We start from the raw sequence: 13,164 nt of genomic DNA on the forward strand, positions 1-13,164 counted from the left end.
GTATATTAATAAGTTTTATACTGCTTTTCATTTCGGTTATGTCCGCTTGGTCAAGTAGACGCTGGGGGATTATAACGTTTTGTCTTTTTCTAATCGTAACATCACTAGTATTTCTTCATCATGCAAGTGATCACTTATCAATTTACCTATAGTTAGATAAGGAGTAGTAAATGAAAAAATATTTTAGAGAAGACTTAATAAAACTTCTAAGTGCTATAGAGCTTGCGGGTATAACTGTCACAATTATTTCAGCATTCTATTTTCAATTTGTAATGGGAGAAATACCTTGCCCATTATGCCTTATGCAGAGATTAGGCTTGCTAGCCATAGGCTTTGGATTTCTACTGAATATACGTTATAGTGTAAGACCTAGTCATTATGCACTATCGTTATTAGCTGCTGTGTTGACGTCTTTTATTTCCCTAAGACAAATTGCACTTCATGTTTCTGATCCTGTTGGATTTGGTTCTACAGTCTTTGGCCTACATATGTATACTTGGGTATTTGTAATATGCATGATTGCAATAATATATATTTCTATAGTTATGTCTTATCCTAATCAATATAAAATCAATAAGGATGCTAATGAGATAGCTGATGCAAAAAATAATAAAATTCGTACATTAAGTCATATTGTATTTGTTATTTTTATAATTGCTATTTTTACTAACATCGCTTCAACATTTATTGAATGTGGTATACATGAATGTCCAGATAATCCAACTAAATATATTCTTGCATAAATTAAGTTCCCTAAATAATTTTAATAAACTCTAGCAAAATCCTCGAAATAACATAGCATTCTATCAACAATATTCCTTTGCTAATTAAATAATATATAATTAACAATCATACTTAGCCGATACTTTTGAAAAAGAGTATATAAGGAGCGTAGAATATGAAACAAAAGAAGTTAGTCTATACATTACTAATAGCATATTCCACTTATTCATATGCATCACCTACCATTAATGTAGAAGCATCTGACAAGCAGATACTACAATCGATATCTAAAGAATTAAATAATGTAGAGCTAGAAACACAATCATTAATCAATAAGCAACAAACTAAGGTTGATGATGATTCTTTTGAAATGTATAGTAATAAGGTAGTTAAGCATGGTAATTAGTTAATAGAATTTTTGCATTAAACTAAAAATACTCATAGCTATAATAGATTTTTAATTTGGTAAGTATATAAACACAAAAGCCCCATATTTCTATGAGGCTTTTTGTATTGCTTATCACGATAAGACTTTGATGTAATAAGATGGCGATTACCTACTTTCACCTGGGCATTGCCAGACTATCATCGGCGTATTGTAGTTTCACTTCTGAGTTCGGAATGGGATCAGGTGGTTCCTACAAGCTATTATCGCCAAAACTGTGTTTTGGATAATATATCTTATAAAGATATTTAACAATTCAGCATAGAAATAGACTTAAGTCTCTCGGATCATTAGTACTGGTAAGCTTCATACATTGCTGTACTTCCACACCCAGCCTATCAACGTCGTAGTCTCCAACGTTCCTTACTGATTTTCATCAGAGAGATCTAATCTTGAAGGAGGCTTCCCGCTTAGATGCTTTCAGCGGTTATCCCTTCCGAACGTAGCTACCCGGCAATGCTTCTGGCGAAACAACCGGAACACCAGTGGTTCGTTCACTCCGGTCCTCTCGTACTAGGAGCAACTCTTCTCAAATCTCTAACGCCCACGGCAGATAGGGACCGAACTGTCTCACGACGTTCTGAACCCAGCTCGCGTACCACTTTAAATGGCGAACAGCCATACCCTTGGGACCTGCTTCAGCCCCAGGATGTGATGAGCCGACATCGAGGTGCCAAACTCCTCCGTCGATATGAACTCTTGGGAGGAATCAGCCTGTTATCCCCGGAGTACCTTTTATCCGTTGAGCGATGGCCCTTCCATACGGGACCACCGGATCACTAAGACCTACTTTCGTACCTGCTCGAGCCGTCACTCTCGCAGTCAAGCGCACTTTTGCCTTTATACTCTTGGCACGATTTCCGACCGTACCGAGTGCACCTTCGTACTCCTCCGTTACTCTTTAGGAGGAGACCGCCCCAGTCAAACTACCCACCATACACTGTCCTCGAATCTCTCCTGAGTTAGAACTTCAAATATTCAAGGGTGGTATTTCAAGGACGACTCCACAACTACTGGCGTAGCTGCTTCAAAGTCTCCCACCTATCCTACACATAAATATTCAAAGTCCAGTGCAAAGCTATAGTAAAGGTTCACGGGGTCTTTCCGTCTAACCGCGGGTACACTGCATCTTCACAGCGATTTCAATTTCACTGAGTCTCTGGTGGAGACAGTGTGGCCGTCGTTACGCCATTCGTGCAGGTCGGAACTTACCCGACAAGGAATTTCGCTACCTTAGGACCGTTATAGTTACGGCCGCCGTTTACTGGGGCTTCGATCCAGAGCTTCGCTTGCGCTAACCCCTTCAATTAACCTTCCAGCACCGGGCAGGCGTCACACCCTATACTTCATCTTACGATTTAGCAGAGTGCTGTGTTTTTGATAAACAGTCGCAGCCACCTGGTATTTGCAACCCCCAACAGCTCAGAGAGCAAGTCTCATCACCATCAAGGGCACACCTTCTTCCAAAGTTACGGTGTCATTTTGCCTAGTTCCTTCACCAGAGTTATCTCATAGCCTTAGTATTCTCTACCTACCCACCAGTGTCGGTTTACAGTACGGTCGCTTATACAATATACTTAGAAGCTTTTCCTGGAAGCATGGTATCAATAGCTTCGTCAAACAAGTTTGACTTCGTCTCGTATCTCAGATCAACAAGATGCCGGATTTGCCTAGCATCTCTACCTACATACTTTCACCTGGACAACCATTCGCCAGGCCTACCTAACCTTCTCCGTCCCTCCTTCGTTCATATAAGCGGCACAGGAATATTAACCTGTTTCCCATCGACTTCACTCTTCAGCTACGCCTTAGGGGCCGGCTTACCCTACGTTGATTAACATTGCGTAGGAATCCTTGGGTTTTCGGCCAATAAGAATCTCACTTATTTTACGTTACTCATGTCAGCATTCGCACTTCTGATACCTCCAGCATGCTTCTCAACACACCTTCATCGGCTTACAGAACGCTCCCCTACCAATATACTAAATATATTCCGCAACTTCGGTGCATAGCTTAGCCCCGTTAAATCTTACGTGCAGGCCGACTCGACCAGTGAGCTATTACGCTTTCTTTAAAGGGTGGCTGCTTCTAAGCCAACCTCCTGGCTGTCTGGGCCTTCCCACTTCGTTTCCCACTTAGCTATGACTTGGGGACCTTAGTTGGCGGTCTGGGCTGTTTCCCTTTCCACTGCGGACCTTAGCACCCGCAGTGTGTCTCCCGTGATTGAACTTCATCGTATTCTGAGTTTGCATCGAGTCAGTAAGGTCGTAAAACCCCCATTGTCGAAACAGTGCTTTACCCCAATGAGTTATACACGAGGCACTACCTAAATAGTTTTCGGGGAGAACCAGCTATCTCCGTGCTTGATTAGCCTTTCACTCCGATCCACAGCTCATCCCATACTTTTGCAACAGTATTGGGTTCGGTCCTCCAGTTGGTATTACCCAACCTTCAACCTGGCCATGGATAGATCGCGCCGGTTTCGGGTCTACTCCTAGCGACTTATCGCCCTATTAAAACTCGCTTTCGCTACGGATCCCTTATTCAGTTATCCTCGCCACTAAAAGTAACTCGCTGACCCATTATACAAAAGGTACGCAGTCACATTACTAAATAATGCTCCTACTGCTTGTATGCAAGCGGTTTCAGATTCTATTTCACTCCCTTTATAAGGGTTCTTTTCACCTTTCCCTCACGGTACTAGTTCACTATCGGTCATTCAGGAGTATTTAGCCTTGGAGGATGGTCCCCCCATATTCAGACAAGGTTCCACGTGCCCCGTCCTACTTGTTCGTATGCTTAGTTCCACTGTGATTATTTCGTATACGGGACTATCACCCTCTATCGTCAAGCTTCCCAACTTGTTCTACTATAATTACAGCTAAATCATACCAGGCTCTTCCCACTTCGCTCGCCACTACTATGGGAATCTCAATTGATTTCTCTTCCTAAGGGTACTTAGATGTTTCAGTTCCCCTCGTTCGCTCTACACTCTATATCGAGTGAGTACCTAACTTGTGTTAGGTGGGTTCCCCCATTCGGAAATCTCCGGATCAAAGCTTATTTACCAGCTCCCCGAAGCTTATCGCAGATTAACACGTCCTTCATCGCCTCTGAATGCCAAGGCATCCACCGCTTGCACTTATTTTCTTAAGTCTATTTCTATACTAAATTGTTAAATATCTCTATCTTCGTGTAAATAAATATGGTGGAGCCAAGCGGGATCGAACCGCTGACCCCCTGCGTGCAAAGCAGGTGCTCTCCCAGCTGAGCTATGGCCCCAAAATTACTGGTGGGTCTGAGTAGACTCGAACTACCGACCTCACCCTTATCAGGGGTGCGCTCTAACCAACTGAGCTACAGACCCGTATTCTATTTACACTAAAATATATTATCTACAAACACTATGCCAAATCACTTGAATATGTAATTAGAGCTTATTTCTATTTTTTCGTATTTCCGTTAAGGAGGTGATCCAGCCGCAGGTTCCCCTACGGCTACCTTGTTACGACTTCACCCCAGTCATGAATCACTCCGTGGTAAACGCCCATTCGTTAAGCTATCTACTTCTGGAGCAACCCACTCCCATGGTGTGACGGGCGGTGTGTACAAGACCCGGGAACGTATTCACCGCAGTATTCTGACCTGCGATTACTAGCGATTCCGACTTCATGCAGTCGAGTTGCAGACTGCAATCCGGACTAAGAGTACCTTTCTGAGTTTCGCTCCAGCTCGCACCTTCGCAGCCCTCTGTAATACCCATTGTAGCACGTGTGTAGCCCTGGTCGTAAGGGCCATGATGACTTGACGTCGTCCCCACCTTCCTCCGCCTTGTCAGCGGCAGTCTCAATAGAGTACCCAACTTAATGATGGTAACTATCAATAGGGGTTGCGCTCGTTGCGGGACTTAACCCAACATTTCACAACACGAGCTGACGACAGCCGTGCAGCACCTGTCACTGCGTTCCCGAAGGCACCAATCTATCTCTAGAAAGTTCGCAGGATGTCAAGACCAGGTAAGGTTCTTCGCGTTGCATCGAATTAAACCACATGCTCCACCGCTTGTGCGGGTCCCCGTCAATTCCTTTGAGTTTTAGCCTTGCGGCCGTAGTCCCCAGGCGGAGTACTTAACGCGTTAGCTGCGCCACTAGATCCTTTACACCGAATCCAACAGCTAGTACTCATCGTTTACAGCGTGGACTACCAGGGTATCTAATCCTGTTTGATCCCCACGCTTTCGTCCCTCAGTGTCAGTATTGGTCCAGAATGTTGCCTTCGCCATTGGTGTTCCTTCTGATCTCTACGCATTTCACCGCTACACCAGAAATTCCCCATTCCTCTACCATACTCTAGTTTGCCAGTATCAAATGCAGTTCCAAGGTTGAGCCCTGGGCTTTCACATCTGACTTAACAAACCACCTACAGACCCTTTACGCCCAGTAATTCCGATTAACGCTCGGACCCCCCGTATTACCGCGGCTGCTGGCACGGAGTTAGCCGGTCCTTATTCTTTGGGTAACGTCCTTCCTACAAGCTATTAACTCATAGGCTTTCCTCCCCAACTAAAGTGCTTTACAACCCTAGAGCCTTCTTCACACACATGGCATTGCTGGATCAGGGTTTCCCCCATTGTCCAATATTCCCCACTGCTGCCTCCCGTAGGAGTTTGGGCCGTGTCTCAGTCCCAATGTGGCTGATCATCCTCTCAAATCAGCTATGGATCGTAGCCTTGGTAGGCCCTTACCCCACCAACTAGCTAATCCAACGCAGGCTCATCCATCTGCGGCAGCCTAAGCCACCTTTAATCCACAGATATTATGCGGTATTAACAGTCGTTTCCAACTGGTATCCCCCTCAAATGGGCAGATTCCTACGCGTTACTCACCCGTCCGCCACTCGTCAGCATCCGAAGACCTGTTACCGTTCGACTTGCATGTGTTAAGCATGCCACCAGCGTTCAATCTGAGCCAGGATCAAACTCTTCAGTTTAATTCTCAAATTCTGACTCTAACTACTGATACTCAAATTCTTTAACAAAGTGTTTGTATATAATATATCTCTTAAATATCTTTGAAGCCTTAGCCTCTCACCGTTAACATCACTCGTCAGCCGGTGAAGACATATAATACGCATCCTCCAATCAAAATGCAACACCTTTTTTTAAAAATTTTAAACTTTTTACAACTTTTTTTGCGCAAATATAAAATCACCTATAAAAACCAATCCCTATATAACATTTTTATACACTCTACATCACGTTTTAACGCTTTTGGGACACAATAAAATTTCAGCTGTAAACATATAGCTTACATATAAGTGCTTATGTAAAATGTTTTCAACTACAGATTTTAATTATAGATTTAGGCAATGATAACTATTAGTAATATAACTGACTTAAATATAAACAATATAATTAATCAGTTAGCTTCGAATCTTGCAGATGATAGCATTACACTCTCATCTGCTCAACTTGCCTGTGAAGTTAATAATTATATAATTACCCATAAATTAGAAAATATTGACATTATCAATCTACAACTTAAAACTACTAAGGCAATATATAAGAAAAGTTTGATATCCGTCCTTGATTATAAGAAGTATCAGCAATATTGTAAAATTACTCAACTCAAAAATAACATTGATCAATTCACATTATATTTCTCATCAAGCAATAAAGACTCTCAAAGTCTAGAATTAGCTATTTTAGAATTAAAGAACTCGTACCAATCAGATTTAATTCTTGAATTATCTTATGATTACATCAAAAAAATAGACAACCTTCTAAACATTATTGATAATGCAATACAAAGATCAAGTTCTCTGAAAAAAACCATTTTAAGAGAGTTCAACAAATTAAGAAACAATCTTTCGAAATATATTGCATACAACTCAGTACTACAAAAACAAGAATTAATCATAAATATAAAACCTATCAATCAAAACTTTGAAACCGAAAATATTAACTTTATATCTACAAATAACAAGCAATACTTTAAACAAAACTCTCTTACACTCAAAAACTCACATATCAAAAATCTAGAAGTCCGCGAAAACATCTATGGAGTAAGTGGAGACTTAACTTTTAATTTAGCATATATAAATAATCATAAGGATTTTGATTTTCTATTGATCCCAAATCAACCCATATTGATAGATATTCAAATTAACGATAGTTTCAATTTCTATAAGAAAGACTCTAAGAAAGAACATCACACTAGATCAAGTCGATTTGTTGTCGTGGGATTTAACTCAAACAATGTGGATATCAATGAAGATTTTGAGTATAGCATTTACTCTTACTCTAAAAACATTTCTTCAGGTGTAAAGGAATTTAAAATAAAATTTCACGATCCTTTGAAAGCATTTTGGTCGAAACACAAGCCTTCTTATATCGATATCAATAAAAGTTTAGATGATATTTTTAAAGATAACTTTTTCTTTAATGGTTTATTCTCTCTAGATACAAACAAAAGTGATAGCCTAAAAAACCGTATACCTCAGGTATTCATTTCAACAGTGAATAGAAGTTTTTATGATTTTTTTATTGAGCAACTTGAGCAGAATAAAAGCTACTTAAAATATTTCTGTGACAAGAAAAATGGTAAGGTAACATACTATGTCGTCGATGAAGTAGATAGCTCCTTACAAAATAATATTTCAAACTCTGATGAGAACTTAAAAACTAAATTATCTCCTTATGATATAAGCTGCTTTAAAAAACAATCTCTAATAGCTAATAAACCGAATCTCTATATTAAAGAAAATGACATCTCTCCTGATATAACTATCAATAACAAAAGAAAAGAAGAACGAAAAACTTCTAATGCCTCAGCAAAAGCTTTCTCATCAATATATAAAGATAATTTCCTAGCCGTACAATATCTACAAAATAGTAACAATGAAAATAAAGAAGTTACCTCTTCAGAATTTCAAATATTATTAACCTCAAAAAATACCCTTCCATTTATAGATAGTGAGATTAGTTTATCCAAGCTAGAAAATGATAACAGCTTCATCTTAGGCACAACAAATATAAAAAATCTATTCATATGCGAGAGAAAATTATCATTCACAAGAAGTAAATATGCTACCAAAGAGTTGTATCATAACTTAGATAAGCTACATTATAAAACAGACTCTGAATCAGATGTCTATGAAAAAATAGCCTTTACAAAAATTCTTAATCGAACTCACGATAATTTAGTGACATATAGAATTAAAAGCTATAGCGATATAGCTCCAGAATATCCATCCTACAAAACTTTTTATAATTTTTATATTAATGGCAAAATAACCATCGGAGAAAATGTTAATAACGATTCAAAAAAAGCTTATAAGTTTTTTAAGAACTATAAGCCGGAAGAAAGTTCATTTTCAGAATTTCAAGAAAGTGGAGAAAAAGGAACCTCAATTATACAAAACAGTAAAACTGATATTTTCTATGCGGTAGAGATTATTAAAGAAATACTGCCCGATAAATCTTCTGAAAAACCTATTATATATATACCTATGAAAGTAAACATAAATTCTGCTAACAACCAATTCATGCCTCTTAGAAATGATGATATCATCTTAATTGAAGCTCAATCGCTTACAAACGCTGAAATAGTACAATTGATATCAAATTCAGCAATTTCGACAGAAAAAGCACAACAGCAGCTCTTACAAAGACAGCTTCTAGGAGCTAAGGAAAATTGTGAAATAGCATACACCCAAACAAGTGATGGCGAGACATTCTCACTAACTCAACTTAATGAGGCTTGTGAGAATTCTTTTTTAATAAACAATAAAAAAGGAATCTTTCTTAGATACAAATCAAAAGGAAATTAAAATATGACTTTTATAAAAAATCATCAAATATTAATAATTTCTCTAGCAATAATAGTAATTGTCTTATCAGTCGTGGGTATTTTTCTTATAAGAAAATGGCTAAAAGCATCGAAATCTACCAATAAAAAACCTATTACAAAAATTGTAAAAAGAGCAAAATCTGTTATTAAAACAAATAAAATAAAAAATAACTTGGCTGAACTCTATATATTTTATGGTGACTATTTAGCAGCGAAAGATTATATAACAAAAATAAAACCTCATGCTCAAATTATTGACAGTGATGAATTACCTATAATAGCTATTGATAAAAATAACTCTTCATTACTATTCGCAAACGATGATCTTTCAAGCTTATATAAGTTAAAAAGTAAATTAAACTTACAATTTTATAAACTTAATTTTTGTATTGATATATCAAACCCTCACTTCCATGAAAATAGTGATATAAACGAGGTTTATAAGGAACTATCAAAATTAAGATTAAAAAATTTCATCATATCTTTCTATACATCATCTGAACACTGCCAAAGCTATAATAATGCAATCGGTAAAAAAACAATATTTAAATTAACTTCAAATGAAAGCATAAATCACAAGGTTGATGAGGCAATACTCTTAAAAATTCTTAGTTCTAAAGATGATGTCAATGATAAATATAATAGTACTAAAATACTAAATCAAATAAGAAAATCGTTAAAAAGCATCTATCCTCAATTGAAATCAATTGATAAAGAAATATTCCTTAATGTTGGTCTAAATATACCAGATAATATAATAGCGAAAAGAGACACCATCTTTTTTAGCAGTTCTCCTAAAGGTATTATCATAAATCTAGTATCACTGCTGTTTAGTTTTATATTTATCATTAATATTTTTCAAGAAATTGGACTTAAGGAAAAAGTATCCATAAAAGACTTAAAACCACTTTCTGAGAGCAACTCTCATGAAATAATAAGAGAAACTAGAAAAAAAATTGATGATGCTATATTTCTGGATGCGTTATATCCAAAATCCATAAAATACCGTTATATCTATGAACAGTATGCCGATACAATATTAAAGAATGTAATTTTACCAAAGTATAATGACTCATACGACTTATCAATGGTCACTTCATTCTTAATTTTTTTTGAATACTTGAACAATAAAGATATAAACAAGCAAACTGATGGCATGCTTAAAATAATAAGTAGCTTCACCAACCTCTCTGAAAAACAACTAGAGATTGTGATCACATATGCGAATCGAAACTTAAAAGCTGAAACGATTAGAACAGTTATTAGTAGAGCCAATAAACTATATACAAATCGCTTATTAGTTGTTGGTGAAGATTCAGAGAGTTATTTAAGCACACAAGGTTTCAATGCTGAATACTTAGGGATATCAAATACTAAAAGAGCAAAATTCATCAATGATATATATATAAAGTACCTATATAAGTGTACTATCGACAATTCTATACTAGACTTAAAAAATAATTATATAATACCAATTGAAGTAAATAATATTTTCTCAATGTATCAGGAACAATTTGATACATCATCAAAAAAATTATGTAACTCATCGTATATAAGCTCAGTAACCAAAAGTGTTTCTCTAATATTTAATCAAGAAGAAACTGAAAGAAAATTTGAAAGTTTCAGTGACATGCTGGATCATATTTACTATCTTGTAAAATCCTTAGAGAAAAATGCTAATGATGTTACAGATAATGGCAAAGAACAAACTGGATCAATAACCACTTCTCTAATAAATTATGTTCTAAATAGCGTCGTCAATTCTACATATAATAAAGATGAACTTCCATTAATAAATCCTGTGAGTAAAAAATTATATATGGAGTTTGCACCTAATTTCTATAGTAAGAAGATACTAATATCTCCTATATATTCGAAAGAATATATCAAAGATAACATAAATCCTATAAGTAAAAAGTTTGACAGACTTCTTAATAATCTCAAAAATAACTTTAATATAGAGCCTGACTTTATGATTGCTATCTATAGAAGTTCTATAAACAATTATAATTCAAAATATATAGACTCTTATAATAGAATGATTAATAAACTTAATAATGATTCTGAATTTAGTAAAAATATCTCGAATAAAAACGCTCTAAATCTTTATTTACTAGCGATGTCATCGAAAGACTCTTCTTTCAATAGTTTAATAGAGTTTTATACCACAAATACTGATTTAGTAACTAATGAATCTGATGCGAATCCTGCTAAAAAGATTAATAAACTTCAACAATTCTATGGAAAAATAACTAAATTTGGTAAACAAAACAATACTAAAGATGAAAATGACAAATCACTATGGGCTCCAATTGATAGCTACTTTAATGAAAATGATAAATATCTGGAATCAAAAAGCTATACAGAGTACAAAGAAGTATTTAAGAAATTAAATAATCTAATAAGAGAGCAAGGATATTCAAACACATATAAAGAGATCAAACAAGGCTATAAACCTTTACAAAAAGTGTACTCAGACCTCTCAGAAATAAATAATCCAAATAATAATAACTTGTATAAATTACTGAAAAAACATCTAGATGTTGCTATTGATACTATCAAAACAATTGCTATACAGGACGCTATTACTAAACTTGATAATACGGTTAATGTTGAGTATGAGTTTATAAATAGTCAATTCCCTTTTAATAAGGATAGTAATAATATAGCGACGAATGAAATGATAACCAAAGATTTTGATAGTAATGGTTATATATACTCAGCGTTTGTAGAGCAATTATCTCCATTACTATCTTATAATAAAACCGATGATAAGTGGTACAGTAATGATTTTACTACTTCTGAGCAGGTAGATTATCTAAATAAATACAACAAAGTCTACTTATTGAATAAATTATTATGGGATGAAAAAAGAAATCCTCAACCTATCAAATTTGAGATAACTCCTATACCAAATAAAGATAATGATTATACATTCTTTAGTATCATTCTAGATAAACAAAACTATGTTAACTCTTTGAATATAGCTTACTCAAATAGTATGGAAATTAGTTATAACTGGAACTCGCTTGAATCAACAACTATAACTATAAAATTTGAAGATGGTAGTACAGATCAAATAAGCTATCATGGTAAGTGGTCTATATTAAAAGCAATCAAAGATGCAAACTGTGATCAAAGTAATATATGCACATGGGAAGTTAAGCATAATGGTAAAACATATCCTGTAAGCTTTAAAATCGAATCAAAATTCTTACAAGTATTAGGTTGGCAGAAACAAGGAGATACTGATGTACAATAACTTATTTAAAAAGGTTTCATTGATACTAGTTATAGCTCTAGGGCTTAGTAGTTGTGCAAGTGATGGTCTGTATATCAACAACAATGTACCTAAAACAAAAATAGTCCTAGAGTCAAAGCCTAACAAAAACACTTTCTACTCTGATAATTACCAATCAATTTCTCAAAGAATATATGATGATAATGTAAAAGTGTTAAATCTAAAAATTGGAGACAATGAGTTCCCACTTGATAAAGATAGTAAAGACTATGCTTTGTATTTCATATTGCCTGATAATAAAAGCATTGAAAATTGGAAATACATAATAAGCTCAGACTCTGTAAATGAATTTACTATTAAAAATGATAGTAGTATAGAAAAAGATTAAGGGGACACTGTTATGTCAAAAGCAGACCATATTTTCAACCTAGAAGAACAAGGGTTACTCATAGATATAAAAGATGAGTCAAAAGGCTGTACTACTAAATTAGAATCCTCAGGAAAAATCTCTCACAACGCAACAGACTCAATAGAGTCAACAGCTGAAAAACAAATTACCGAAAGTGTTAAAGATTCAAAAATTTCAATAACGGAAAAAGAAATATTATTAGCTACAAAAAAATCAAGTATCATGCTTAATGATAGCAAAATTGTGATAAAAATAGGCAATTCGACTATTGTGCTTGATGACTCAAGCATTTCTATAGAGTCTGCAACCATTAATGTAAAAAGCACTGCTAATACCAATATTCAAGCATCACAAAACATTGGAATAAAAGGTCTAAACACTAGTATCAAAGCTGATGTGAGCTTAAATACAGAAGGTGTGAATGTGAATATAAAAGGAAGTGCTACAGCAAGCATTAAAGGTTCTGCAGCAACAATGGTTGGATAACACTTATGGA

The 13,164-nt window shown here is 35.6% G+C and carries 7 protein-coding genes, 2 tRNA genes and 3 rRNA genes; 7 read left to right on the forward strand and 5 right to left on the reverse strand.

Features of this window, described 5'->3' with window-relative positions:
• Nucleotides 1-38 precede the first annotated feature (38 nt).
• The 3 genes from IMS64_RS09830 to IMS64_RS06275 all read left to right on the forward strand — a co-directional run bounded on the left by IMS64_RS09830 (nucleotide 39) and on the right by IMS64_RS06275 (nucleotide 1,129).
• Nucleotides 39-152: a DUF5993 family protein gene (locus IMS64_RS09830; RefSeq protein ID WP_230581583.1), complete on the forward strand. Its 114-nt coding sequence runs from the start codon at nucleotides 39-41 to the stop codon at nucleotides 150-152.
• A gap of 18 nt (nucleotides 153-170) precedes the next feature.
• Entirely contained in the window at nucleotides 171-743 is a 573-nt protein-coding gene (locus tag IMS64_RS06270; RefSeq protein ID WP_042523654.1) for a disulfide bond formation protein B, read from the forward strand.
• A 155-nt stretch (nucleotides 744-898) separates the two neighbouring features.
• Complete coding sequence (locus IMS64_RS06275) at nucleotides 899-1,129, forward strand: hypothetical protein (RefSeq protein WP_211490184.1); 231 nt, start codon at nucleotides 899-901, stop codon at nucleotides 1,127-1,129.
• 138 nt (nucleotides 1,130-1,267) lie between these two features.
• On the opposite strand, the gene rrf is transcribed toward IMS64_RS06275, so the two are convergent.
• From rrf to IMS64_RS06300, 5 genes are all read right to left on the reverse strand, one after another.
• Nucleotides 1,268-1,382: ribosomal RNA gene (gene rrf / locus IMS64_RS06280) — 5S ribosomal RNA — on the reverse strand.
• Between the two features lie 55 nt (nucleotides 1,383-1,437).
• Nucleotides 1,438-4,324 (reverse strand): 23S ribosomal RNA (locus IMS64_RS06285).
• A gap of 50 nt (nucleotides 4,325-4,374) precedes the next feature.
• Nucleotides 4,375-4,450, reverse strand: a tRNA-Ala gene (locus tag IMS64_RS06290).
• A gap of 8 nt (nucleotides 4,451-4,458) precedes the next feature.
• Nucleotides 4,459-4,535 (reverse strand) — tRNA-Ile (locus IMS64_RS06295).
• A 96-nt stretch (nucleotides 4,536-4,631) separates the two neighbouring features.
• A 16S ribosomal RNA gene (locus IMS64_RS06300) occupies nucleotides 4,632-6,157 on the reverse strand.
• Together the 16S, 23S and 5S rRNA genes with 2 tRNA genes alongside form the textbook arrangement of a ribosomal RNA operon.
• A gap of 378 nt (nucleotides 6,158-6,535) precedes the next feature.
• Here IMS64_RS06300 and IMS64_RS06305 point away from each other — a divergent pair.
• Genes IMS64_RS06305 through tssI form a run of 4 tightly spaced genes read left to right on the forward strand, consistent with a single transcriptional unit; the run spans nucleotide 6,536 to nucleotide 13,154 of the window.
• Entirely contained in the window at nucleotides 6,536-8,998 is a 2,463-nt protein-coding gene (locus IMS64_RS06305) for a pathogenicity determinant protein PdpA1 (protein WP_211490185.1), read from the forward strand.
• 3 nt (nucleotides 8,999-9,001) lie between these two features.
• Nucleotides 9,002-12,280 carry a hypothetical protein gene (locus IMS64_RS06310; protein ID WP_088821447.1) on the forward strand — a complete coding sequence of 1,093 codons (3,279 nt, stop codon included), beginning with the start codon at nucleotides 9,002-9,004 and terminating at the stop codon, nucleotides 12,278-12,280.
• The gene (gene iglE, locus IMS64_RS06315; RefSeq protein WP_042517860.1) at nucleotides 12,270-12,647 is read left to right on the forward strand and encodes a type VI secretion system lipoprotein IglE; all 378 of its coding nucleotides are present in this window, start codon (nucleotides 12,270-12,272) and stop codon (nucleotides 12,645-12,647) included. The genes IMS64_RS06310 and iglE overlap by 11 nt, the downstream gene beginning before the upstream one ends.
• A 12-nt stretch (nucleotides 12,648-12,659) precedes the next feature.
• Entirely contained in the window at nucleotides 12,660-13,154 is a 495-nt protein-coding gene (gene tssI, locus IMS64_RS06320; protein ID WP_004287396.1) for a type VI secretion system tip protein TssI/VgrG, read from the forward strand.
• Nucleotides 13,155-13,164 lie beyond the last annotated feature (10 nt).

It is taken from the genome of Francisella philomiragia (genome assembly GCF_018135955.1).
Classification (GTDB): domain Bacteria; phylum Pseudomonadota; class Gammaproteobacteria; order Francisellales; family Francisellaceae; genus Francisella; species Francisella philomiragia.

Bases quoted from the DNA above. Each gene is read 5' to 3' on its own strand.
- IMS64_RS06275 (WP_211490184.1), top strand. From the start codon at position 899: ATGAAACAAAAGAAGTTAGTCTATACATTACTAATAGCATATTCCACT.
- IMS64_RS06305 (WP_211490185.1), top strand. From the start codon at position 6,536: ATGATAACTATTAGTAATATAACTGACTTAAATATAAACAATATAATT.
- IMS64_RS06270 (WP_042523654.1), top strand. From the start codon at position 171: ATGAAAAAATATTTTAGAGAAGACTTAATAAAACTTCTAAGTGCTATA.
- IMS64_RS06310 (WP_088821447.1), top strand. From the start codon at position 9,002: ATGACTTTTATAAAAAATCATCAAATATTAATAATTTCTCTAGCAATA.
- tssI (WP_004287396.1), top strand. From the start codon at position 12,660: ATGTCAAAAGCAGACCATATTTTCAACCTAGAAGAACAAGGGTTACTC.
- iglE (WP_042517860.1), top strand. From the start codon at position 12,270: ATGTACAATAACTTATTTAAAAAGGTTTCATTGATACTAGTTATAGCT.
- IMS64_RS09830 (WP_230581583.1), top strand. From the start codon at position 39: ATGTCCGCTTGGTCAAGTAGACGCTGGGGGATTATAACGTTTTGTCTT.